Consider the following 26531-nt stretch of genomic DNA (forward strand, 5'->3'; position numbering starts at 1 on the left):
AAAATTACTTCTTCTTAAAGTTTTTAGGAATATTAAACGGGAAACTCACCGGCTGATCGAAAGCATACTTTTTAAAGTCCAGTGTTACATCCAGCTTGGAATGCTCCGCTACCGATATTCTGCGGTAGGTGGAGAAGTTAACGCCTGTGTTATTCTCATACTTGTCAAAGGAGATATCACAGGTACGGTTTCTTACCGAATCCACATCATCCAGCTTGCTATGCAGCACCTTGCTTTCATCAACGTTAATTGTAATCAGGTGTTTGAACAGTTTGCCTATTAACAGTACCTGCAACCCATTGCTGGCATTTTTGTAAGAAACCATTTTGCCATCGATAAACACAGGGTTACCTATAATAACATCCTGAAGTGTATAAAAATCAAAGGGGATCTGGGTAAGCTCCTGCAGATATTCGATACTTCTCATCTGCACTGTTTTCTTAATCTTGTTCATCAACCGCACACTGTCTTTGGTTACCAGTAAACGGAAACCTTCAATGTTCAGCGGGCCGGTTAACGATACCCAGATAGCACTGTCTTTCTGCATCTGAATATTGGCAGTGGCTCCATCCCCTCCATTCTTATCTTCATACTCTACCTTTATTTTGGCAGTGAAGGTGTTGAAGGGTATTTTATTAGTTTGCAGCTTTTTTACTTCCGTTCTTACCAGCGACAGCGAATCTACCACATCTTCTTTCTTCACCACCACTTTAGTAACGGTGTCTTTTTTAGAAATAGCATTCTCTATGCGCTGCACTTTTTTTGCAGGCTTACAGGCGGCCGCCAGTAGTAAACAGGCGCCGAGTGTATATAAAACAGACTTCATGAATTGTTTTTTAAATTTTGCCGGTATGGCCAAAGCCGCCGCTTCCTCTTTCCGTAGTTTCCAGATCGGTAACCACTTCCCAGTTAATCTGAGATACCTGTTGAATTACCATCTGGGCTATGCGGTCGCCAGACTGAATAGTCTGGGCCTCATTGGAAAGATTAATCAGAATCACCTTAATCTCGCCCCTGTAATCCGCATCAATCGTGCCAGGGGAATTGAGGCAGGTAAGGCCCTGTTTGATAGCCAGACCACTGCGGGGTCTTATCTGAGCTTCAAACCCGTCTGGCAACGCTATAAACAGGCCGGTTGGTACCAGATACCGCTCCAGCGGCTGCAGGGTAACAGGTTCGGAGATACAGGCACGAATGTCCATTCCGGCCGAACCTGTTGTTGCATAAGCGGGGAGAGAGAACCCCGATTGGTTGATGATTTTGACACTTATTTTTTCCACGGTGGCAAAACTAAGCAACTTGTGGTAATATTAAATACCGCATTAAACACCACGTAGTAATACGCTGGCATAAGCTACTACGCCTTCTTCCCGGCCCACAAAACCCAGTTGCTCTGTAGTAGTAGCTTTAATAGATACATCTTTAACCGTAATACCCAATATACCAGCAATAGCTTCCTGCATCTGCGGTACAAACGGTTTTATTTTAGGTGCCTGCAGACAAAGGGTACTGTCTATATTCACCACCTCATACCCTTCGTCCTTAATCAGCTTACTGGTACGTTGCAGCAGAATTTTACTATCAATACCTTTAAACTCCATAGAGGTATCCGGAAAATGTACACCAATATCGCCCAGGCAGGCCGCCCCCAGCATAGCATCGCAAATAGCATGTAACAATACATCGGCATCACTATGTCCTACCGCTCCTTTACTGTGAGGTACCAATATACCACCCAGCCACAATTCACGTCCTTCTGCCAGTTGGTGAAAATCTACACCTGATCCTATTCTTATGGTCATATTCAGAAAATTAAAAAGCCAAAAGTAAAGGGCAAAACCCACCCTTTACTTTTGGCTGCTATAAATATTATATAAATGGCTTAGCCTTTACCACCTCCGGAAAGGTCGAAAGTAATGCCAAAGCGAACCGTGTTCGACAATGGATTACGTGTTACTCCGGAACCGGAAGGGATAAGGTAAGAGAAGTTGGCACCGATAAAAGAATAACGCACACCTGCGCCCATGGTAATATACTTACGACCTCCCTGAGATTTGTCTTCGTAGAAATAACCTGCTCTGGCAAAAAACTGGTTCACATAAGAAAACTCAGCACCGCCGGACAGCTGAAGGGTTTTAAAACCGCCATTATTGCCACCAAACGATTTAAACCAGCTTTCAAACACGTTTCTGTTATAATAGTCATCTCTGTCATCAGCAGTAGGCTCAGCAGGCAAAGCCGGTACCAGCAATTTATTAATGTCTGCCCCAAAGGTTAATTTGGAATCCTCATCCAATACAAAAGTATAAGCACCACCTATTCCCATATTAGCGGGTATATAATCTCTCTGCGATGCATTATTGGTATAACTGATACGGGTACCCAGGTTAGAAAGTACTACCCCCCAGGTAAAGCCCTGGCCTGCATCATCCAGATGGTTGCCATAAACAGACAGATCAGCAGCAAAAGCATTTCCTGGCTTGTAGTTTACATTACCAACCGGCCCTGTAACCAGTTTGGAATTAATATATCTCAGCTGAACACCCAGCGATAATTTACTGCTTAGTTTACGGGCATACCCCAGATCAAAGGCCAACTCGCGGGGGGTAGAGGCCCCCAGTGGCTGGTTGTCCATATTAGTAAACTGAATATTACCCATATTAAAATAACGCAACGATCCGGTAAGCGCTGATTCATTATCCAGTTGATGATAACCAGCCAGTGTGGCCAGGTACACATCATTGGTTATATCGCTCAGCCACGGGGTGTAGGTAAGCCCCAGTGCTGTTTTTTGGGTGGCAAAAGGTACCTTAGCCTGGTTCCAGAAAGAGGAATTAGCATCGGGTGTAGTGGCAATGCCTACATCGCCCATACCGCCAGCTCTGGCATCGGGTGAAATTCGTAAAAAAGGAACAGCACTGGTTACAACATTTATGTTTCCGTTTTGTGCATAGGCCTTTTTGGTGTTTCCTGACAGCATTATTGCAGCAAATAATGCAGTCGCCCTGAAAGCAATCAGTTTCATTTAGAGTTTTTTGGTGATGGTTAAATCAGGCACGCCTATATCAGTTTCTGATACGGGTGATTTTTGTTAGCCTGTTGTTTTTTAGCGTAGAAGTTGACTCAAATAATGTCGGATTTACTGGTTAGGGCCTTTATGGCTTTTTGCGTTGCCCTGCAAATATGTTAAAATTAAGGTAACCTGGGAAGTTTTCCATCTATTTTTTAATTAGCCCCTTCTCCCCTATATTTGAAGCGAAAACGTTTATATTCGCAATTCTCTTCGATTACTTGCAATATTTTTGAAAAACCAAACGTTAAATAATCAGCTAAAACTGGTGTATAAATGCAACAAAGACTCAGGAATTGTACGTTGCTGATCGCAACCCTTGGCAGTTTTGCTGCCTGTAAACCCAAACAAGCCAAGTCGGACGTTACCGGCTGGGCATACAACGATGGCAAGAAATCCTCAGGTTTTTACGTAGCCAAACCCAAAGACATCAAAACCGGTCCGGGCCTTGTATTTGTTCAGGGTGGTACTTTCACCATGGGAGCGACTCAGGAAGATGTAATGGGAGATTGGAACAACGTACCCCGTCGTATTACCATTAACTCATTTTTCATGGATAAAACGGAAGTGGCAAACGTTCACTACCGTGAATACCTCTACTGGCTGGAAAACGTGTTTCAGGACCCTCAGTACGAAGTGGTGGTTAAAGGTGCAAAACCTGATACCCTGGTATGGCGTAGTGAGCTGAGCTATAACGAACCGCTGGTTGAATATTATTTCCGTCACCCTTCTTACAACTACTATCCTGTAGTAGGCGTTACCTGGAAACAGGCGTATGACTTTTGTATCTGGCGTACTGACCGTGTAAACGAAAAGGAACTGATTGACAAAGGTTATCAGAGCCAGAACGTACTGAAGCAGGAATTAAATGGTGGTGGTCAGGAAAACTTCAACACCAAGTCTTACCTGATGGGTGAGTACCAGGGTGTACCCGGCAGACCTAAAAAGAATCCGCTGAAAGATGCACAAGGTCGTCCACGTAACACTGTAAAATTTGAAGACGGTATTTTATTACCTGATTACCGCCTGCCTACAGAAGCAGAATGGGAATATGCAGCACTAGGTTTGATTACTGAAAACCCGCAACAACGTAAAAGCGAAAAGCAACGTGGTGAGGAATTGATCAGCAACAAACAGATGTATAGCTGGAAAAACGATGGTTATGATAACCTGCGTGCTACCCGTAAGGGCAACTGGCAGGGTGCCTTCCTGGCTAACTTTAAGCGTGGTAATGGTGACTACATGGGTACTCCCGGTGGTTTGAATGACCGTTCTGCCTATCCTTCTGCAGTAACAGCTTTCTTCCCCAACGGCTTTGGCTTATATAACATGTCTGGTAACGTAAACGAATGGGTAGCTGACGTTTACAGACCAACTACCGGTGTGGATGAAGATGATGTGAGCCCATTCCGTGGTAACGAATTTAAAAAGGTAGATGTATCCGGCGGCGAGGGTAACCTGCGCGACAGCATGGGTAGAATTAAATACATCCCTGAAAGTGACTCAGCACTCCGCATGCGTCGTAACTATCAGAAATACTACGCAGTAAACTACCTGGATGGTGACTCTTTAAGCGCCTCTTCTTATGGCTACGGTGTAACTACACTGATCAGCGATAAATCAAGAGTAATTAAAGGTGGTAGCTGGAACGATATGCCTTATTGGTTAAGCCCTGGAGCACGCCGCTTCCTGGAAGAAGATCAGAGCAGCAGCACTGTAGGTTTCCGTTGTGCAATGACGCACTATGGTTCTCCTGAAGGTCCGCAGAGCAAGTTCAAGAATGGTAACTTCTTCCCTACCAGAAGACAGAAAAGATAAGGAAAAGGTAAATACAAAAAAGAGCCATCCGCATTCGTTGCAGGGTGGCTTTTTTGTTTCTGTGCATCTGTTAGTTAACTTGCTTTAAAATTTACTCAGCGTGGACATAGCAGCATTATATTCTCTTTTCAAAAAACATCCGTCAGTACAAACAGATACCCGGAAATTACAGGCAGGAGATTTGTTCTTTGCCCTCAAAGGCCCCAGCTTTAACGGCAACCAGTTTGCCCTGCAGGCGCTGGAAGCAGGCGCCGCTTACGCCATTATTGATGAAGCACCGGCTATGCCTAACAACAGGCTGATACTGATAAATGATGTATTATCCACGTTACAACAACTGGCAGGCTACCACCGCAGTCAGTTCAACATCCCTTTTATAGCTATTACCGGTAGCAACGGCAAAACCACCACCAAGGAACTGGTGCATGCAGTACTGAACGCGCATTTTACCACCTCTACCACGCAGGGCAACCTCAACAATCATATAGGCATTCCACTTACACTGTTACGCGTACCCGCAAATGCACAAATGGCTGTAGTGGAAATGGGAGCGAACCACCAGAAAGAAATTGAAGGATACTGTGCTTATACACGCCCTACACACGGTATAATAACCAATGCGGGGAAAGCCCATTTAGAAGGCTTCGGGGGCGTAGAGGGCGTTAAAAAGGGCAAAGGAGAGTTATTTGATTTTCTCCGTGCAAACGATGGTACCGCTTTTGCATTTGACGACTACGATTACCTGCATAAAATGAGCCAGGGCATCCAGGAGATTGTATGGTATGGCACAGAAAAAGGGAATATCACCGGTTCCGTGCTGGCCAGTGAACCTTTTTTACAGGTAGCGATTCACCAGGGAGCTTCTTTTGCCTCTCTTCAAACCCAACTGGTAGGAGATTATAACTTACCAAACGTACTTTGCGCCATTACCATCGGCAAATATTTTGGTGTACCCGACGATGCCATTAAACAGGCGATAGAAAACTATAAACCTGGCAACAGCCGCTCCCAGCTGGTAGAAAAGGGCACCAACTCAATTATACTCGATGCCTATAACGCCAACCCTTCCAGCATGCGGGCAGCCATTCAGAACTTTGCAGCCTTACAAGCGCCGTCAAAAGTGTTACTGCTTGGTGCTATGATGGAACTGGGCCCTGAAAGCCAGCAGGAGCATCAGGCACTGGCAAACCTGCTGCAACAATATTCCTGGAAGCAGGTAGTGTTGGTAGGTGGAGACTTTAAAAATGTAACCTCACCTTATCTGTATCTGGAAGATGCCTTACAGGCCCGCGAATGGTTGCAACAGCAGCATTTTGAACATACACATATACTGGTGAAAGGTTCACGCAGCACGGGAATGGAGCGGGTACTTGCGGAGCAATTATAGAATTAATGGTACCTTTGCAGCATTGTTCAGTTTTTAACTATCGGATCTATGCAGCGCCCGCACACACATCGTAAGCCTTTCTATTTCTGGAGCGTATTCAACAACAGATGTCCGCGCTGCCGTAAGGGCAAATTGTTTATTTCAGACAATGCCTATACCCTCAAAGGAAGTAAGTATATCAAAATGCACACAGACTGCCCCGAATGCGGCCAGCCTACCGAATTAGAAGTAGGTTTTTATTACGGCACCAGCTATGTAAGCTATGCCCTGGGAGTGGCCGTTTCTGTAGCGGTATTTGTAGCCTGGTGGGTATTACTGGGTATATCCATTTACGATAACAGTTTGTTCTGGTACCTGGGTGTAAACAGTGTGTTACTGGTGGTGCTACAGCCTTTACTAATGCGTTTGAGCCGTACTTTATGGCTCAGCTGGTTTGTAAAATACGACCCGGATTGGGACCAGAAAGAAGCGATAAAGCCCGAACGTATTGTGCCCGAACAAATGGGAAACTGGTAACCATTAGCTGACTCGGAAGAAAGCAGTTTTCTCCCCCCTTAAATAATAGTGTATTCCAGCATATCAAAAAATATAAAAGAGTCAGTATCAGGCCTGTGATACTGACTCTTTTCATTAGCTCCTGACGAAAAAGGCTACCGGTTTAAGCCACTCTCACAACGGCTTGCTTTACAGAAGCGCCAACCAACCAGTATGCTATTGGTAAAACCGCCAGCTGGTGTTAAAATCTTTAGGTAATTGCTGATGCGTAAGAATAGCCCTCACCATTTCTACGGGCATCATATTCTCTTTTATCACAGCATCGTGATACTGTTTGTATGTCATTTTACCACCATCCACCAGTTCTTTCTTCAGTGCCTCAAACTGTAAACCACCTATCATATAGGCAATCTGATACAGCGGATCGTAGCCACCTACAAAAGAACGACGCACTTCCCCTTCCGCATTCGCACGCTCATGGCCCACACGTTCTACCAGAAAATCAATACACTGCTGTGGCGTCCAACGACCGGTATGATAGTTAATAGAAAAGATAATTCTGGCGCAACGGTGCATACGCCAGAACAGCATACCTATGCGGTCCTCCGGAGACTGAGGAAACTTCAGATCCCACAACAACCGCTCCCAGTATAAAGCCCATCCTTCTATCCAGAATGGCGTTTCAAAATGACGGTACGATTTATACCTGTTTGTCATAAACTCCTGTAAGGCGTGCCCAGCCAGCAGTTCATGATGTACAGTAGCTCTGGAAAAATGCGGGTTATTACCACGCATACTCATCAGCTTATCGGCATGGCTCATCGTATTGGTAGGATAAGAGATTATAAACTCCTCTCCACCCAGAAAGAAGGGATTTACCAGCTGCCGCTCAGGCGACATCATACTCATACGCCAGGTTTCCTCTGCCAGCGGCGGAAGTGTAATAAGATTGTGAGATTTGATAAACTCCACAGATTCATTGTACAGCTTCAGCATAGCTACTGGCTGACTGGCGGGTGATACATAACTATTCTTCACCTTTTCCATAGCTGTGTGCCAGTCCTTACCAAAACCCATTTCAGCAGCAGCCTTCAGCATCTCCTTATCACACCAGGCAAACTCTTTATTGGCAATTTCAATTAATTCTTCAGGCGTGTAAGGTATCATTTCCACCTTCAGCTTATGTAACAAGGCTTCACGTCCTATAGGGTTCCCAACAATGCCGCTGGAATCGCGCTGCTGAGCAGATACCTCACTCTTACGGGTCTGCAGCAGCTGAATTTCATCACTGAAAAGTTCCTGTAATCTTTCATAGGGCTTAGGCATCCACCAGGTAAACAGTGGATCATAGCCATTGTAAAACTCAAAAATACTTTTTACCGCTTCCTTAAAACCGGTAAGCACGCCAATAGCTGCCATACATTGCTGAGGTGTGGCAGGCCCTTTCTCCCTCAGTAAAGTCTGCTGCTGAATGATTTCTTTGGCTATTCCATCCCACTCTCCTGCCAGCTTTGCTGCATCAGGAATAGCACCACGTCTTCTTAGCTTTTCTGTAGCATATATTTTATCCGCGTAGGGAAACCATTGCCGGACAGCAGCGTATAAAGAAGCCTCTTCTTCCAGCTTGAACAACTGCTCTTGTATATCTCGTTGAAATAAAAGATAATCCACCCGGGTGCCGGTATTCAATTTATCAAAAGGCAACTGTTGTAAACGATGCAGATATACCTGCACCAGTTCCTGAAAACGGTTACGACGTTCCGGAGAATAACGTATATGATAAAAACGTTCCAGACTGCCTCTGTCAGCCTGATACTGCACCATCAGGTTATTTACCTCGCTTGTCTGCAGATACAGATCGGTATCGGTTGCCTGTGCGTGTACTACAGCACTAGTAGACATACAAAAAGATATAAATAGTAAAGAGAGTTTTTTCAGGTTCATAAGCATTGGTTATGGTGAACAAACCGTTTAATGGGTTTGCTTCAGTTCGTTCTGATTACGTTTAGGTGGCAGGGTATTCAGCAAATGCTGCACAAAAAAGTCCCGCTTCCTTATTTTGCCATAAGGTCCGCCATCGCTGTGACCGAGTCCCGGCACTGGCAGAAACTCAAATGTTTTACCTGCTTTAATCAGTGCATCAGCTACCCGGTAGGTTGATTCCGGCGGCACATTGGTATCCGCTTCTCCTACCACCAGCATCAATTCTCCCTGTAAACGGTAAGCATTGGTTACATTTGATTGCTCTTCATAATGCTTACCCACAGGATACCCCATCCACTGTTCATTCCACCATTGCTTATCTACCCGGTTATCATGGCACCCACAGGCAGCTACTGCTGCTTTATAAAACTCGGGATGAAACAATAAAGCACCCAGTGCATTTTGCCCACCTGCCGAAGTTCCATATACTCCTACCCTCGTAGTATCAATATAAGAATATTTTCCGGCCAATGCCTTCATCCATAAAATACGATCAGGAAAGCCTCCATCTGCCAGATTTTTCCAGCACACATCGTGAAAAGCTTTAGAGCGGTTGGCCGTACCCATTCCATCTATCTGCACTACCATAAAACCGAGCGCTGCCAGACTCTGCATCTCACTTAAAGACGACAGGAAAGACTTGGGTACAAACGCATCCTGAGGACCCGCATAGATATATTCAATTAAAGGATAAGCTTTGGATGAGTCAAAGTCTGCCGGGCGGCAAAGAATACCATAAATATCTGTAACACCATCACGCCCTTTGGCATGAAAAGGTTCGGGTAATCGTACGCCCTTAGACAAAAACAAAGATATATCAGCCTGTTCCAGCGCCAGCACGGTTTTGCCCGATCCTGTAGCATGCAACTCCGTAACTGCCGGTACATTAATTTGTGAATACGTATCCAGAAAGTAAGCCTTGCCCGGAGAGAATAATACGGTATGATTACCCGGAGCAGGTGTAAGATCCATCAGTTTGGTACCGTCAAAAGCAATCCGGTAATAGTGTACATTATAAGGATCTTCGCCTTTGTTTCTGCCGCTGGCACTAAACCAGATTTCCCTTTTTACAGCATCTACACTGTCTACAGAACGTACTACCCATTCGCCTTTGGTGATTTGCTTATTGCTGCCGGTAAGCGTATTAATAAGGTACAGATGCTGCCAGCCATCACGTTCTGAGGTCATAATCATTTCATCAGACTGGGCCAGATAGCTGGTAAACAAACGACTTTCGTAAATAAACGTGTTTGTTTTCTCTTCCAGTACATTTCGGGTATTTCCTGTTTGTATATCCACTTCTGTCACAGTAAACTGCTGATGCCCTCTCGCTATACGTTCAAACAGGAAATAACGTGAATCGTTCTTACGCCAATGTAATGCCGGTGCTTCAAAAAAGTCAATCACAGGAGTATTGATTTTTCTGGCAGCCTTTTCACCTACACTGCACACAAACATTTCGTAGGTAGTAAACGGATCGCCTGGTTGTTTATAAGGCTGCGAACGTAGCTGCCCTCTTTTGGTGCCAGCCACCGAAGTAAGTACATAATAAACAGCCGTATCCACAGCCGGTGCAATATGATAACATACCAGATAGCGGCTATCAGAAGCCCAGGCTATACTGCCATAAGGCTTTTCCTGAGTACCATCCGTAGTATACTGCTGTTCTGCTCCGGTAGCTTTATTACGGATAAGCACATTCCCTTCCTTAATAACTGCCTCCCAGCTACCATCGGGCGATTGAGACGCAGTTTCAAAACTCTCCCATCGGCTGGATTTACGCTGAAAACCGGTTCTTCCGGCACTACGGAATGATAATGTATCTGCTTTCCGGCAGATGTAGGCAGGGAGCGTACAAACAAAATACTGCTTATCCAGCTCAAAGGAAAGCTGTTTACCATCTGTACTATAATCCATACGGCTGATCTTCAGACGGCTGGCATCAAAAGTTTTTCCGGTTGCCGCCTGCAAACCGGCTGCCATCTTATCTGCATCAAAAGCGGGTCGCTTAACTGCCTTACCCGCATCCACGTATACATACTCCCGCACACTATCTTTTAACACATTACAATACCAGAAGGCTTCCTTATGCTGCCAGTTGGGATTGACTGAACTTTTAAATACAGTATTGCGGGATACGCTGTCCAGTATAGCAGCCTTTTTATAACGCAGCATCATTTCTTCATGACCAGGCGTATAAAGCGGCAATGCCTGCTGGGCATTTGCATGGGTAACCAGCAGGCATGTAGCAGTTAAAAACGGATAAAATATCTTCATGAAAGTTTGATTAACACAGCAATGCTCGGTTACATGCTTACTTCTTTTTAAGTCTTAATACAGTTACAGACAAGGGCTTGCACTGCCAAGGTTGTTGCAGCTGCTGCCAGGTAATCTGGCCTGTTACGGGTACAACAGCCTTAGGTTGCTCAAAGGAATTCTCTTCACCGGGATGATTACCCGCTATCTCACTCATCCACACTTCCGTACCGGCATTAAAGCCGGCATCCCATACAAACTGCACGCTTGCCGGTTGCTCGTAAGCATTTACTATTTTCACCACCAGTTCCCCGCGCGCAGTATCTTTTCCCGCAATAGCAAATAACTTATCCGGTTCACGATAGCTCATAATTAGTTTTCCATCCAGGTAACACTTCACTTCTGCCTGCCCCACCTCCAGTTTTACATCATACCATCTGCCGTTTTCCAGTGGTTTATCCAGACGAAACTGATTGGTTAAACCAGCCACATCATAGCCATTAGATACGCTTTCAAATACACTATGGCTGTTCATCCATGAGCCAATATGCGCACGTAGATAAGTATTCGAATCTTTTACAGCAAAAGGAATAATAAAGGCGTTTACTCCGCCCATCCGGCGCGCCTTTAAAGTAAGCGTATAATTATCCAGCTGTTTGTTGGGCAAAACAGCCAGTTGCTGGGCTCCTTCCGCCGTCTGGCGAATAGCCCCGCTATCAGTGTACACCCAGGTTCCTCTTACAGGTTTCCATTCGCTGCGGTTGCCTGTAAAATTGCTGGCATATATCACCTTCCCACTCTGGGTAACCTCAATGTCTTTATATTCTGTATCGGTATCCCAGGTTCCTAACCCAATGCCTCCACTGAATTGCATACGCTTATCCGCTTCTCTGTTTAACGACAGCGTAACAGGTACATTCACATCCGCCCTGTTCTCTGCCAGCAGGTTAATAATATAATAAGAGATGCGCGCAAACGACTGCCCGGCATTGTAATGAATCAGGTTTACCGGCCAGTCCACATCGTTCTCATTTACCAGCAGAGGTGCATAACTGCTCATCTTTACCAGATCTGCATTCCGTTCCATAGTCATTATATACATCGCATCACTTAAAGCAGCCCGCATATTACCTGCACCTACTCCGGCATTGGTAGCATACTCTCCAACATACATATCCCAGTTGCCACGCTTGTAGCGGTCAAAGTGATCTGTATTGCGGAAAATCCAGTTTACATCTTTATACGCATGTTCATCTGCCACCTGCACATGTTGCATACTATCCAGTGTATGCCTGTTTACATCACCAATACCCATACTGGCGATAATGACAATATCAGGATACTTCTTTCGGATAGCATCATAAAATTGATTATACCGGCGGGCATACTTAGGTCCATGTTGCTCATTCCCCACTTCTACATACTTCAGTGGAAAGGGTTCCGGATGACCATTGCGGGCCCGCACCTTGCCCCACGAAGACGACACCGGACCAATGGCATATTCAATAGCGTCCAGCGCATTCTGTATATAAGGTTGCATCTCACTTTCCGGCACATAGGTTCCACTTCTGTATTCACAGGAAACCCCCACGTTAAACACATACAACGCATCTGCATGAATATCTTCACAAAACTGCAGATACTCATGATAGCCCAGACCATCACTGCTCCAGTACCCCCAGGGACTGAATGTTCCCGGACGTTGCTCTACCGGGCCTATTGTTTTTTTCCAGTCCGGTGCACTTTCAATGGTTATGCCCTCCACATAACACCCACCCGGCCATCTTACAAAAGAAGGCTTCATGCCCACAATCATCTCTGCTATGTCTTTGCGCAAACCGTTGGGTCTGCTTTTAAAAGTATGTTCCGGGAAAAGAGACACAAAGTCGAGCCACACCTTACCGGCACTCTCAAAATTGATTACAAAACGTGCTTTCGGATCATCAGCAGTTGACAGCAAATCGCAGGTATACTTCTTCCATTTACTGCCTTTTACACCTGTAAACCTGTAGCCGGCCAGCTCACTTCCTGCAGCAGACTGAAGCGAAACCTGTAACTGACCCTGAAAAACAGCATCCGTGTGTGCATAAAAAGAAAGATGATACACCTCTCCTTTCTTAACACCTATCCCCCAGAACCCTTCGTTTATTAACTGCGCTTTTCCGGCAGCATTGTACCCATCAATAGTTACACACATAGAATTAGGTGTGGCCAGGTTCAGTGGCTGTTGCCGGGTAAGCGATAGCGTTATATTGTTTCCTCCTGTACCTGCAGCAGACCATGCCGGCCAGTCAGTTTTTAAAGGCCACTCCAGTTTCCAGTCTGTCTTCCCGGGCTCCAGCATAAAATGGGGCTTTTCCGGATAAGGAACCAGAAACCCATCTTTCAATACTGTTCCGGCAGGAATTCTATTCTCTTCAAATCCACGGTTCTGAATCAATTCCCCGTAAAGTCCGCCCTCTCCTGCATGGCTTATTTCTTCAAAGAAAATACCATGAAGGGCGGGCGATATTTTGTTTGCCTCTTTGTTAGTGTGAATGGCCACCGATGCCGACAGCTGTGACAATGCAGCCACACAACCGCAGAGGTTACCCAGTAAGAATAAAGCAGTTCGTTTCATATCAGCAGTTATTTAACAATCCATTCATGAATGCCTGCTGCATTATCATCAGGCAGTTTCAGTTCCAGCTTAAGTGCAGTAGTTGCTACCGGTTTAAACTGTACTGAGTTATATCCATCTTTACTGATAGTATAAGGACTGGTATTTTCTACCGGCAGCCAGGCATCTCCCGATTTATAATATATCGTGTAAGATACCGGTACACGGCAACCGCCCCACGGGCCATCATCAAACCAATATACCTGTGAGGAAGAAATGGTATGGCTGCTGTCAAAATCATATTGTACCCATTCCGTAGTAGCCTTTTTAGGCCACCAATGCAGATAAGAAGCACTCGCATCTCTTGAATCCTGTGGTGTATACTGATCATTTAATGCACGGAACATACGAGGATTATTTACCGAAGCAGTTACCTTACTGCGCGAAGCAACAGTAGGTGCCGGCTTTGGCCGTGCAGCTGCTTCATTATAAGGAATCCACACCTCCATCTCACCCGGCCCGCGATTAGCCCAGGCATAGTAAGGTATAGCTACAACAGACTGCGAAACCTTCAGCAATTCATCGCTGTTCAACTGCCGTTTGGTAGATGAACCCTGCATTTCCAGCACCGTAACACCTTTCAGTAACTCAGGTTTATAAGCAACCTGCACCGCTGTACTTTTATCCACCACAATATTCTGCACAGCGGAGTCTTTGTTATCAGGCCCCTCCAGACAATAAATAACCGGACCACGGGATAAAGCAAAACGATTCAGATCTGCTTTCACTTTTTCCTGTGCTACTATACGTTGAACCTCCATAGGAAATAAAACTTCCAGTTTATCACCTTTTTTCCACGCACGCTCAATTACTGCATACCCTTTCTCCATCTTATAGTTAACGGACTGCCCATTCAATGAAATCTTTACAGGTTTAGCAACGCCTCCATCAAAAGCGTACAGATCGCCCGGCACCGGTTCATTATTCGTCCAGCCCGGTACCCGCACATGAAGCGCAAAAGGTGCTTTGGTCTGAGACAGCATGGTAATAACATCGCTGCCCTCCCAGGGATAATTGGTTTGTTGCACCAGCTTTACCTTCCCTGCCGGCAATTGCACTTCTGCAGTATCTCCCACAAAAAGATTCACGTATAAGTGATTTTCTTTTTGTGCATAGATATAACCCGGCATAGAAGGCAGAAAGCGTGTCATGTTAGAAATACAACACGCACAGCCAAACCAGGCACTACGCTGATGCTGGCCCAACGAAGCCAGTGGATTGGGATAAAAGAAACGGTCGCCACTCAGGGATACTCCTGAAAGCAAGCCATTGTATAAGGTACGCTCCAGTACGTCTATATATTTAGAATCGCCATGCAGCAAAAACATCCGGTTGTTCCAGTATACATTCGCAATGGCAGCGCAGGTTTCTGCATAAGCAGACATATTGGGCAGGTCGTACGCATCACCAAATGCTTCACCTGCTCCCGTGGCTCCGATTCCACCAGTGATATATAATTTTCTGTATACCACATCATGCCATATATCATCAATAGCATGCAGATATTCTTCATTGCCTGTCAACGCCGCAACATCTGCCATAGCAGTATACATATAAGCTGCTCTAACCGCATGGCCTACCGCTTCATGCTGGTCTACCACTTTTTTATCGGCCTGATTGTATTGCTGACTATTAGCCCTGCCCGGACCACGCACATCCAGAAAAAACTTCGCCAGATCCAGATATTCTTTTTTACCTGTTACGCGATACATCTTGGTAAGCCCGGTTTCCACAATCTGATGCCCTGGAAACTTTTCCTCTCTGCCGTACCCAAAGGTCTTTACCAGCAGATCAGCATTTTTAATGGCAATATTCAGCAACGTTTTTTTACCGGTAGCCTGATAGTGCGCCACAGCAGACTCAAACAAGTGCCCTGAATTATACAACTCATGACTTAGATCTTCTTCCTTCTCCCACCGTTTGCTACCTATCCAGTCGTGCGGTTTGGCAGGCTTCATGGTGCGGAATGTATACAAATACCCATCTTTTTCCTGGGCAGCACCAATAATAGCAATCAGAGAATCCAGATACAGGGCCAACTTAGGATCGGGCTTCACCTGCAAACTGTAAGAAGCACCTTCTATTACTTTGTAGAGATCAGTATCATCAAAAGTAAATTCTGTATAATTATCGCCCGGCAGCTTTCCGGCAGCCTTTAAAAAGTTATCTATACGCCCCGTTTTCTTACACTGTGCCAGCGTATACGGAATAGACACTTCTGCGTTCACCCGTATCTTAGGCTCCCAGAATATATCATTAAGCTTTACCTGAGTAAACGCTACCGGCTGAATAGGATAATCAGCCTTTGTCTGTGCCGGAAGGCGGCCAGCCAGCAAAAACATGCCAGCCATTACAGCTCCACGGCTATATATTGAAGAAAACATCATAGCTATCATCTTATTTAGTGATGTTTATTGAGTAATAATAGCAGCCCATCCGCCGCCACTGCTTAATTGAATAGTAATTGTATCTTCTCTGGATACAGACTTGTTTATGATACGATAGTCAGCAGCATGCTTCTCTGCATTCACTCCGTCTTCTAACGCCTGCATGTTATACCTGCCATTTCCCAGAAACAGTAAAGGCAGTGTTAAAGTACGGCCACTCCAGTTAGTCATAGCCCCTATATACCAATCTTTGCCATGCCTGCGCGCTACAGCCACATACTCACCTGCCTTCCCTTCCAGTGCAATGGTAGTATCCCACACCACCGGCATTCTGGCAATAAACCTGGTACAGTTACTATCTCTCAGATAATTGGAAGGATTGTCTGCCAGCATCTGTAAAGGGCTTTCATACAGCACATACATAGCTGCCTGATGCGCACGGGTTCCCTGACTCACGGGCTCCGTAAAAGAAATATGAAAATTCTTTTTAGTAGTGTTCAGCATCGCCCCCGGCGTATAATCCATGGGGCCTGCCACCATGCGTGTAAAAGGAAGCGTAACATTATGCGCGGGACTAATATCTGCACTCCATTTGTGGTTCTCCAGTCCACGTACCCCTTCATAAGAAAGTACGTTAGGATATTTCCGGTTAAGTCCCACCGGCTTATATGCACCATGCAGATCAACCAGCAGTTTTCTTTCTGCAGCCGCAGCAGCCACGCGCTCGTAATAGTTTACCATATACTGGTCAGCCCTTGCCATAAAGTCCACCTTAATCCCTTTCACCCCCCATGCTGCAAAGCTATCCAGTGTGCTGTTCAGTGCAGAATCCAGCGGATTCCATAAGGTCCATAATATTACCCCCACCTTTTTAGCATATGCATACTGCACCAGTTCTTTTAAATCCAACTCCGGATTGGGATGTAAAACATCTGTTGTGGTACGCGACCAGCCTTCATCCAGTATAATATACTCCAGCCCATAAGCAGATGCGAAGTCCACATAATATTTATAAGTGGCTGTATTAATGCCGGACGAAAAAGGTACATCGTAAATATTGTTGGCATTCCACCAATCCCAGGCAACCTTCCCCGGTTTAATCCACGAAGGATCTTTGATTACATTCGGCGAAGCCAACTGCCACGTAAGGTTGTTTTCCAGTAAAGCTTTATCATCTGGTGCAATAGCCAGGTATCGCCAGGGATAGCTGCGGGTGGCTTTCGTTTCAGCAATATAGGGTGCCAGCCGGGTAATACGGTATCTTCTGTCCGAAGCCCTCACCTGTTCAGCAATTACCTGGGGAAAGCCGGCAGTAAGTTTGTTGCTTCCGCTGCCATATAAAAACAGGTTAGGATAATCATACAAATCCGATTCACTGATAAGCATCGTAGTCCCCCCGGCAGACTGCACGTATAACGGCAACGCCGCATGAGCGGATACAGGACAATCGGCCAGCAAGGTATCTGTATATAGTGATTCGAAATGCGACTGATATTCTTTGTCTTTTTCATCCGACCAGAGTACACGGTTATTGGCAGCGAAATTAAAATCGGACTGCTCGCCCGTTATCTGAACTAGTCCCCCGCCAAAAGCAGTTTCAAAACGATAAGCAACACCGTTGTTATATACGCGAAACACCACCGCATACTTGGCATCAAACTGTAGCTTCAGTTCATTATAGTTATCAGAAATTAACCGGGCCTTCACCGGCACTTCTGCCTCCAGCGTACGGGATACAGAATGTCTTTCTTCCTTTCTTACCCTGGCGTTAATGCCGCACTTTTTGCCATCAGCAAATGTGAGGGAAATAGAAGAGGGCGAGAGCAGCAACTCATTCTTATAAGTTACACTCCAAGTAAGCGTTGTAGTATTGCTGACTGTAACCGTAATCAACTGATCGGGCGAGCTTATCCGGTAATCTGCCGCCCACACTGGCAAGGCAAAGGCAATCGCAATAAACAGCATGTATACTTTCAGTAGACTTCTCATAACAGGTTAAAATTACCTGTAACATACACATTTACCTTCTCAGATTTTACATTGTTTTCACCCTATATTAACCAGCCTCCTCCGGCCATCACAGCTTTACAAAACCGTTAACAACGCGGCTCCTATGCCTTGTTTGACGAAACGCAAAGAGGCTGCCAACCGGCAGCCTCTTTCTTTATTAACAATCCATGGTTTATATCTTAAAACTCAGCGGTACATTTATTTTAACGCCGAAATTACGTCCCATATTGAACACGCCCTGCCTGCCTGTTGCCAGGTTAACAGCTGTGTATTTCAACCGGTTAAGGTGATTCTGATAAGCAATATCAGTCAGATTAAATCCGTTTACACTAATGGAGAACAATCGCTTGCCATGGCTGGCAATTTCAGCGCCAATGCCTGCATTCAGTAACCAGTAACTACCCGTAGCAGTTTCTGTATTAAACGCAGTAAAAGCGTTGTTCTGCGCGAAGTTGTAGTCGCTTTCCACACTCAGATACAGATTTCTCAAGCACTTTCCCTTGGGCAGAAAATTGCCCTTCAGCTCTGAAACAAGGCGTCCTGCGGGTATAAAAGGTACATTTTTCGTACCTCCTATTTCTCTGGTAAATTGGGCACGGGTGTATGAAAGTGTGTTTTCAAAATGCAGCCAGTCCAACGGATGCGGGTGTATATCTATATTCATTTCCCCACCATACAGGTTTGCGGTATGCTGATTAAACTCAAACACCATTAACTCTCCTCCCGGATCAGCAATTACAGAATCCGTCCCCTCCGCGTTCTGCATTTTCTCATAGAATATAAAATTTTTTATGTTATTGTAAAACAGCGAAGCGTTAACAGTTACGTGCTCGGTATTCAATTCAACACCGCCATCTACCTGCAAACTGGTTTCTGATTTCAGGTTATTGTTGCCCACCTCATAACGGTTCGTGCCTTCATGTGCGCCATTGCTGGCGAGTTCCGCCATATTAGGCGCTCTGAAACCACGGGAAAGGTTAAATTTAAAAGTGGTTTGCTGCGAAGCTGCATAACTTAATCCCACACTCCCCGACAGGTTGGAAAAGTTCCTGGTAAACGGCCCAAACTTTATATCAGTTTCATCGTAGGTGGTAAGGCTATTAATGTGACGGTTATCAAAACGCAGTCCGCCACTTACAGTCATTTTATCATGGGTATACTGTGTAAACACAAAACCTCCGATATCAAACAAATTATAATCAGGAATCAGCCTTTCCTCTGCTTTGTTTTTATTCGTTTGATACATACCGGTTATACCTGCACTGGTCTTCCAGCGGTTACGCTCTGCCAGTTGCAGTCGCACGGCATAATTCACTGTTTTCAGGTCAAACCAGGCTTCCGGAATATCCACATCATCTCCAAATTCCCTGCGCTGGTTATGCTGATAGGCCACGGTTGCATCCAGGCGCTCTGCGCCCAGCCGGATACTGTTATCCCATACGGTTTTAAAATGCTGAATACGCTGAAAGGGAACCAACGGCTTAATCTTTTTAAAATCATCTTCCGTAGCTATTGTTTGCGCACCATCCTCATCTTTTAAAAAGGCACCTGTGGCATCATCACGTTCCCCTTCTACCATACCTATATGCTGGTCTACATTAGAGGCACTTAATCTGCTGTACCCCCATCTGCCGGTGTAGCCCAGCAACCCACCAAAGTTTCTGTTGTAAAACTTAGAGTTAAATACACGGCCATCGTATTTATTCTGGTAGTCCTGCGCTCCCTTATAACTGCCATAAGCGTTCCAGTCAATACCATTCTTAGTACCGTTCACATTAGCATATACACCACGTAGCCTGTTATTAGTCTGGTACTCGCTCAGTATATTCACTCCCATAGTACCCTCAGGAGCCGGTGTGTAAGACTGAATGTTCACAACACCTCCCATCGCATCACTGCCGTACATTAAAGAAGCAGGCCCTTTTAGTACTTCCACACGTTGCACGCTGTAGTCGTCTACTTCAATACCATGCTCGTCTCCCCACTGCTGACCTTCCTGCCGCATTCCATCATTTACCACTACTACCCGGTTATAACCCAGGCCTCTTATAACAGGTTTACTGATAGCAGGTCCCGTTCCAATAGCCGCCACGCCAGGCACTGTTTTACTTAATGCATCTATCAGGTTGGTAGAAGTTGTTTTTACAAGATCATCCCTTTTTATAATAACAACAGGTTGTGGAGACAGCTTTACACGGGTAGCCGAGGTTACACCTGTTACTATCACCCCCTCCTGCTCTACAATAGCTTCCTTTAAAGAAAAATTATGTGTAACAGCTTCGTCTATCAAAATAGTTTCGGTAACAGAACCGTACCCCTGATAAGAAACTTCCACCAGATATTTCCCGGCTTTTACCCTGGCACTTGTATAAGTTCCATCATTCGCGGAAATAACTCCCATTTTTAGTTCGTGAAAAAAAATGGTAGCGCCCGGCAATGGCATTCCGCTGGCACCATCGGTAATCTTTCCTGTTAATGTGCCGGTTCCTGCTTTCAGCTTACCGCCCGGCTGTGCCAGCAATCCGGTGCAACACGTTATCCAAAGCCCCAGAAGATAAATGATTCTTTTCATGTCTATTTTGTTACAGTGTTGCAAATGTAAAACAGTTTTCATTTTTACAACGCAGTTACAAAAAAATAATTCTCCAGGGAAATCCCCCTAATTGAAGTAGTTGATATTAAAAATATCTTAATTTTAAAGCAGAACCTTTACGATCATGAATGAGGAGGCCCTTATATCAGGTTGTTTACAAAACAATCCCCTTTCCCAAAGGGAGTTGTATAACCGTTATAGCCCAAGAATGCTTTCTGTCTGCTACCGGTTTGCTCACGGCCGGCAGGACGCGGAAGACATGCTTCAGGAAGGGTTTATAAAAGTGTTTACCCAGATAGGCGGTTTTGAAAACCGTGGTTCCTTTGAAGGATGGATACGACGCATCATTGTTCACACCTGTATCAACCAGCTCAAAAAAGAGAAAAAATTTACGGATCATGTAGAACTGACTCATGCAGAGCACCAGGTACATGTGCGGGAAGAATCTATCTCAGCCATGCTGCAGGTAAAACAGGTAGTGGAATGCATCAGAATGCTGCCTGTGGGATACAAAACAGTACTGAATCTCTACGCTATAGAAGGCTACACGCATAAAGAAATTGCAGATATGCTGGAAATTGGTGAAAGTACCAGCCGTAGTCAGTATACCCGTGCAAGAGTAATGCTGGAAGATTTGCTTGTAAGGAAAAAAATTATCGAAAAGCCTGCCGGGGAAGCAGCGTTACAGCCTAATTTAGGCACTTCTTAATGAATACTATGCGTCTGGCACATGCGTGACCCATTGAACAAAGATGAAATGGAGCAGTACCTGGAAAACCAGGTAAATCAGCACCGGATTTACCCCTCCGATCATATATGGCGGAATATCCAGGAGCAGTTACATGAACCTGTTCGCTGGCCGGCCCTCCCTTTTATACTATTATTCATAATTGCAGCTTTGGTGGTAGGCACCCTGCTTGTAAAACCAGAAGAACACTTTGTTTACCGTAGTCGCCTTTTATCAACCGCTCTCCCTCTGCCGGAACAGGAAAAAAAAGCAGATATCCCCTCTCTGGAAGAAAGTATGGCAACAGGAGCTATTACCGAAAAAACCATTGCTTATGCTACCGAGCGGCTTAGATTATATAAGCTGGATGACAGCGTTATACAGGTAAAAGATAGCTCTTCCAATATCTCTCAGCCTGTTGTAACATTATCCGCCAATCGTCCTCACAATATGCTGGCACTGGTAACCCCTCCGGAAGCCATACCATCCCCCCAACTGGAAAGAGTAATTATTACAGGAAACAGCTATGTAGATAGTCTGGTTAAGATAGAAGTTCCGGTAGCGCAACCAGAGCAGGCAATGGTACAAACAGGCACGCCAACGCAGCAGGAAGATTATAGTATTCCTTTCATTTACGTACCTGAAAAGGCAAACCGGTGGAGCTTCCAGATGTATTTTGCTCCTTCAGCCACCTACAGAAGGTTGGTATCAGGCAAAAGCTCGCAGTCTCCTCCGCTTACACCCGGAAATGCACCTTTAGCGCCCGGTTATACAGATGATGTTAATCATGTAGTACAACATTCGCCTTCCCGCGGTTGGGAATTGGGCTTCAGTATAGGTTATCAGTTGAATAAACAATTTACTGTTAAAGCAGGACTGCAATACAACAAACGGCAGTATAGCATCGCGGCATCCTCCGCTCATTCCTATGAGCGTGTAAATGTAGCCCTGAATGGCCATGACACCCTCAGGTTATTTTCCCCTTACCGCAACCTGAAAGGTTATTACCCCGTTACGCTCCATAACAACTATCAGGAAATAAGCATACCTCTTAGTATAAGCTGGAAAGGCTGGCACCACAACAGGTTTTCCTGGCACGTAAGCGCTTCTTTTCAGCCAACACTGGCGCTCTCTAAAAAAGTATTTCTTGTTAGTACTGATTTTAAAAATTATGTGGACGGTTCTTCTCTCATGAGAACATGGAATATAAATACCAGTTTTGAAACCTATATCAGCTACCGTACAGGAGAGATGGAATGGCAAATCGGGCCGCAATTCCGGTATCAGCAGTTCTCTACCTTCAAAAAGGAATATCCTATCCGCGAATTCCTGCTGGACTATGGTATAAAAATAGGATTCACCACCCCTATCAAATAGCCCGTAAAAGCTGCCCCTACTTATTGTAACTTTGTCCGATGAAGATAGTGCGTATAATTCTGGGCGCAACAGCATTGATTCTGGCCACCATAGCAATTTCCTGCAAAAGCAAATCGGGCACAACCAACGATATTACTACTTACGATAACGATTCTCTCACCTTTTATCCTTTTCATGGCTTTCTGCAGTCTCAGATTGCCGACGTGGTCAAAACACCTTATTTTATTTATACCATCACACAGCAGGAAGGCAAGCGTGATTCAGTTGTAATTAGTTCCGCAGACTTTGCAGCGCTTACCACGCTGTTCGTTGCATGGAATATAGATAGTCCGGCTTTCAAAAAATACTACCGGGAAGATGCTTTCAATGATGCAAGTACAAACAGTGTGACACTTAGCTACAGTACACAGAATAAGCGCTTGCCGGTGCAGCAGGCAGATGTATTACTGGAACCTGAAACCCAAAGAGTAAAACGCATTTTTCTGCAAATTATACAGAACAGGAACGATACTACGTTCCTATACAAGCTGGGCTGGAAGGCCAATAAAAGTTGTTCCATAGCCAAAAGTATTTTACCGGGTAAAGGGCGTGAACTTTCCTCTCATACCAGCATTGTATGGAATGAATAAAGCAGGCATATTGATATGACAGCAGAGCAGTTTTCTAATATAGCAGGCACTATTCCACTTCAACCAGGTATTTATAAATACTTCGACAGTGGAGGTACATTGCTATATGTAGGCAAAGCAAAAAGTTTGCGGAAAAGGGTTAGCTCCTACTTCAGCAAAACCTTCGTAAGCTATAAAACACACGAACTGGTTCAGCGGATTCATCGTATAGAATTCACCATTGTCGATTCAGAACAGGATGCATTTCTTCTTGAAAACGCCCTGATCAAACAGTTTCAACCCAGGTTTAATATTAACCTGAAAGACGATAAAACCTATCCTTACATAGTTATCAAAAAAGAACCTTTTCCCCGCGTTTTTCTCACAAGACGCAAAATCAACGATGGCTCAGAGTATCTGGGCCCATTCACCTCTGCGGGAAAAGTGCGGGAACTGATTGACTTTATCCGTCAGTACATTCCATTGAGAACCTGTAAGCTCAATCTCACGCGAAACAACATTCAGAAAGGGAAATTCAAAGTATGTCTGGAATATCATCTGGGTAACTGTAAAGGTCCCTGCGAAAGCTTTCAGCAGGAAGACGACTACGAACAGGGCCTGCAGCAGATAAGGCAAATGCTCAAGGGCAACCTGAGCCCCGTAATCCAGCATTTTCAGCAGGAAATGAAGTCTTTTGCAATGAATCTGCAATTTGAAAAAGCAGAAATGGTACGGAAAAAGCTCGATCATCTGGAAAGCTATCAGGCACGGTCAATAATCGTAAGCAGACATCTGGGCACACTGGATGTATTTACCATATTAAAAGAGCACGATACCGCCTACGTTAACTATCTGATGGTACAAAACGGTACTATTGTTCAAACCCATACCGTTGAACTGGAAACCAGACTGGAAGAGTCCGACGAAGAAGTACTTTCCTTCGCAGCGGCCAGCCTGCGGGAGACATTTAATAGTACTGCAGGTGAAATAGTAGCCCCCTTTGTCATAGAATTAACCGATCCCGGCATCCTGCTAACCATTCCCAAAGCAGGTGATAAAAAGAAGCTGTTGGATCTTTCCATTAAAAATGTAAACTATTTCAGAGAAGAGCTAAAAAAGCGTAAAATTCTACAGTTGGAAGGTCATTCCGATATGGAACGTAAAAAGGTGCTGTACAATGTTCAGCAGGATCTTCAGTTGCCGGTACTGCCAGTACATATCGAATGTTTCGATAACTCTAACTTCCAGGGCAGTTATCCTGTATCAGCTATGGTATGCTTTAAAGAAGGCATTCCCAGCAAGCAGGATTACAGACACTTTAATGTTAAAACCGTTCAGGGTATTAATGACTTTGCCACCATGAAAGAAGCCGTTTACAGGCGCTATAAAAGGCTTACTACAGAAAATGCTCCCTTACCACAGCTGGTTATCATTGACGGTGGTAAAGGGCAGCTGGGGGCCGCAATGGAAAGTATTACCGAGCTGAATCTGATTGGCCAGATGACGTTGGTTGGTCTGGCAAAAAATGAGGAAGAATTGTTTTTTCCGGGAGACAGCGAATCTCTTAAACTGCCATGGGATAGTGAAAGTTTAAAACTCATCAGAAGGATACGTGATGAAGTTCACCGCTTTGGCATCACCTTCCACCGTAACCAACGTAGCAGAGGTACATTTAAGAATGAACTGGAAAACATAAAAGGTATTGGTGAAAGCACAGCCACACAATTATTAAAAACCTTTCGTTCTGTAGCAAAAATCAAAGAATTACCTATGGAAGATATAGTCGCTGAAATCGGAGCGTCAAAAGGAAAAATAGTCTGGAATTATTTTCACGGTGAAGAAACCGGCAAGCAATAACCCTTTTAAGAGAGTGGGGTCTGGATAGACATCCAACCCCGTTTTAAAATCCAATATCCTATGAAAAACCATAACAAATATAGACATTGTTTGCAACCCACCAAGTTTTAGGGATAGATTTTTAGATTAAAAATCCGGGTAACAGCGATTGATATAAAACAAAAAATGGAGCATGATAATCATGCTCCATTTTGCTGTTACAACTAACAAGTCTTAATAAGCCCAGAGGCCCTGCTCGTAATTGAATATTTTCTCTTTTACATTCTCACCTTCCAGTAATTGGAACAGCGGATCAGTAATGTAATCTTTAAAGTCTTTATCGAAAGGATTATCAATGGTTGACTTTACAATGCGGCTGGAGAACATTCTGTTTTCAAACAACTCCTCCCAACTCATACGCCCACCATAGTTCTTTCCATTAAATACCTCATGTTTTGCCAGGGAAGCTCTCAGATCCGGATAGTATACCCAGAAAAGAATCCTGTCGGCATTTAAGTCCTGACCAGAACTTGTATACATGTGCATCATGGGTGCAATACCTATAATACGTACAATCATTCTGGATGATTCCTTATCAAAAATCCACTCTTCTTTAATCTTAAACTGATAGATCGAGTCTACTTTGATTTCTTTAGAACGAACTTGTTTGGAAGTAACGTTACCATTCATGTCGTATACATCAACCGTATCATAAGCAGCAGCTCCACCTGTAAAGGTTTGTTGAACCTGCTCCTTAGTAAGTGGAATAGTAAATCGGTCGTCTTCTCCTGAAAATGCTGTGACACTATCAGGTCCCATAATCGCATCATACAGAATCGAAATGAAACGTTGGTTACCATTATCTTCATTAGCAGAGTAACGGAAAGACAGGTTTACTTTCTCTCTTGCATCAATAACGCGCCATATACGCTGACGGTAAATAGCATCATCTTCACGGATATGATCGTAAGGCAAAGGAATACGCTCTTTTACCAGGTTTCTTTCAATTGCGTTGTCATTCCGCAGGGAAGGTTTGATAGTATCTCCTAATCCACCTCCACCAGTGTTGCCAATTACTTCAATAGGCACATTAGTGGTCGGTTGAGCTGCCGTTTGTGCAGGAGCGGTACCATATCCGGAAGTTTCTGCTGGTTTAGCAGCCGTATCCGTTGCAGGAGTATCATATCCTGAAGTAGCCGGCTTGGTAGTTCTACGCCTTCTTGTTCTCTGTGCAGACACATCTGTAACAGAAGCTGCAAAAGCGAAGGTTAAAGCTGCAAAAACCGATATTTTAATAATACGTTTCATATTATCCCGATATTAAA

Annotated in this window: 18 protein-coding genes; 7 read left to right on the top strand and 11 right to left on the bottom strand. The window is 44.7% G+C overall.

The window, feature by feature from the left end:
* Window positions 1-4 precede the first annotated feature (4 nt).
* From lolB1 to porV, 4 genes are all read right to left on the bottom strand, one after another.
* Window positions 5-826 (bottom strand): lipoprotein insertase outer membrane protein LolB1, encoded by an 822-nt coding sequence (gene lolB1, locus IEY13_RS25360; RefSeq protein ID WP_188957665.1) that lies wholly within the window; start codon window positions 824-826, stop codon window positions 5-7.
* A 10-nt stretch (window positions 827-836) separates the two neighbouring features.
* On the bottom strand, window positions 837-1280 hold the full coding sequence (dut, locus tag IEY13_RS25365; protein ID WP_262891993.1) for a dUTP diphosphatase: 444 nt from the start codon (window positions 1278-1280) through the stop codon (window positions 837-839).
* 42 nt (window positions 1281-1322) lie between these two features.
* Window positions 1323-1802, bottom strand: a complete 480-nt coding sequence (gene ispF / locus IEY13_RS25370) for a 2-C-methyl-D-erythritol 2,4-cyclodiphosphate synthase (protein WP_188957666.1) — start codon at window positions 1800-1802, stop codon at window positions 1323-1325.
* Window positions 1803-1882: 80 nt separating this feature from the next.
* Window positions 1883-3025, bottom strand: a complete 1143-nt coding sequence (gene porV / locus IEY13_RS25375) for a type IX secretion system outer membrane channel protein PorV (protein WP_188957668.1) — start codon at window positions 3023-3025, stop codon at window positions 1883-1885.
* A 321-nt stretch (window positions 3026-3346) separates the two neighbouring features.
* On the opposite strand from porV, the gene IEY13_RS25380 reads away from it, so the two are divergent.
* The 3 genes from IEY13_RS25380 (at window position 3347) to IEY13_RS25390 (ending at window position 6791) form a co-directional block, all read left to right on the top strand.
* On the top strand, window positions 3347-4888 hold the full coding sequence (locus IEY13_RS25380) for an SUMF1/EgtB/PvdO family nonheme iron enzyme (RefSeq protein WP_188957675.1): 1542 nt from the start codon (window positions 3347-3349) through the stop codon (window positions 4886-4888).
* A 100-nt stretch (window positions 4889-4988) separates the two neighbouring features.
* Window positions 4989-6275: a UDP-N-acetylmuramoyl-tripeptide--D-alanyl-D-alanine ligase gene (locus tag IEY13_RS25385; protein WP_188957677.1), complete on the top strand. Its 1287-nt coding sequence runs from the start codon at window positions 4989-4991 to the stop codon at window positions 6273-6275.
* 48 nt (window positions 6276-6323) lie between these two features.
* Window positions 6324-6791, top strand: coding sequence for a DUF983 domain-containing protein (locus IEY13_RS25390; RefSeq protein WP_188957679.1), 468 nt, complete (start codon window positions 6324-6326; stop codon window positions 6789-6791).
* Window positions 6792-6986: 195 nt separating this feature from the next.
* Here IEY13_RS25390 and IEY13_RS25395 read toward each other — a convergent pair whose 3' ends face one another.
* The 6 genes from IEY13_RS25395 to IEY13_RS25420 form a co-directional block, all read right to left on the bottom strand.
* Window positions 6987-8672, bottom strand: a complete 1686-nt coding sequence (locus IEY13_RS25395; protein ID WP_229688014.1) for a DUF885 family protein — start codon at window positions 8670-8672, stop codon at window positions 6987-6989.
* A 69-nt stretch (window positions 8673-8741) separates the two neighbouring features.
* Window positions 8742-11030 (bottom strand): S9 family peptidase, encoded by a 2289-nt coding sequence (locus IEY13_RS25400; protein ID WP_188957683.1) that lies wholly within the window; start codon window positions 11028-11030, stop codon window positions 8742-8744.
* Window positions 11031-11067: 37 nt separating this feature from the next.
* Window positions 11068-13629: an alpha-L-arabinofuranosidase family protein gene (locus IEY13_RS25405; protein WP_188957685.1), complete on the bottom strand. Its 2562-nt coding sequence runs from the start codon at window positions 13627-13629 to the stop codon at window positions 11068-11070.
* A gap of 8 nt (window positions 13630-13637) precedes the next feature.
* Window positions 13638-16055 carry a glycoside hydrolase family 127 protein gene (locus IEY13_RS25410; RefSeq protein ID WP_229688015.1) on the bottom strand — a complete coding sequence of 806 codons (2418 nt, stop codon included), beginning with the start codon at window positions 16053-16055 and terminating at the stop codon, window positions 13638-13640.
* Between the two features lie 24 nt (window positions 16056-16079).
* Complete coding sequence (locus IEY13_RS25415) at window positions 16080-18044, bottom strand: glycoside hydrolase family 97 protein (protein ID WP_229688016.1); 1965 nt, start codon at window positions 18042-18044, stop codon at window positions 16080-16082.
* A gap of 193 nt (window positions 18045-18237) precedes the next feature.
* Complete coding sequence (locus IEY13_RS25420) at window positions 18238-20637, bottom strand: TonB-dependent receptor (protein WP_188957687.1); 2400 nt, start codon at window positions 20635-20637, stop codon at window positions 18238-18240.
* A gap of 145 nt (window positions 20638-20782) precedes the next feature.
* On the opposite strand from IEY13_RS25420, the gene IEY13_RS25425 reads away from it, so the two are divergent.
* Genes IEY13_RS25425 through uvrC form a run of 4 tightly spaced genes read left to right on the top strand, consistent with a single transcriptional unit; the run spans window position 20783 to window position 25227 of the window.
* Complete coding sequence (locus IEY13_RS25425; protein ID WP_188957689.1) at window positions 20783-21367, top strand: RNA polymerase sigma factor; 585 nt, start codon at window positions 20783-20785, stop codon at window positions 21365-21367.
* A 21-nt stretch (window positions 21368-21388) separates the two neighbouring features.
* Window positions 21389-22762: an outer membrane beta-barrel protein gene (locus IEY13_RS25430; protein WP_188957691.1), complete on the top strand. Its 1374-nt coding sequence runs from the start codon at window positions 21389-21391 to the stop codon at window positions 22760-22762.
* Between the two features lie 38 nt (window positions 22763-22800).
* Window positions 22801-23391 carry a hypothetical protein gene (locus IEY13_RS25435; protein WP_188957693.1) on the top strand — a complete coding sequence of 197 codons (591 nt, stop codon included), beginning with the start codon at window positions 22801-22803 and terminating at the stop codon, window positions 23389-23391.
* A 15-nt stretch (window positions 23392-23406) separates the two neighbouring features.
* Window positions 23407-25227 carry an excinuclease ABC subunit UvrC gene (gene uvrC / locus IEY13_RS25440; protein WP_188957695.1) on the top strand — a complete coding sequence of 607 codons (1821 nt, stop codon included), beginning with the start codon at window positions 23407-23409 and terminating at the stop codon, window positions 25225-25227.
* A 213-nt stretch (window positions 25228-25440) separates the two neighbouring features.
* Here the strand turns inward: uvrC and porN are convergent, their stop codons facing one another.
* Entirely contained in the window at window positions 25441-26514 is a 1074-nt protein-coding gene (gene porN, locus IEY13_RS25445; protein ID WP_188957697.1) for a type IX secretion system ring subunit PorN/GldN, read from the bottom strand.
* Window positions 26515-26531: the final 17 nt, after the last annotated feature.

The organism is Filimonas zeae, assembly GCF_014641615.1.
In the GTDB taxonomy this organism is placed as follows: domain Bacteria; phylum Bacteroidota; class Bacteroidia; order Chitinophagales; family Chitinophagaceae; genus Filimonas; species Filimonas zeae.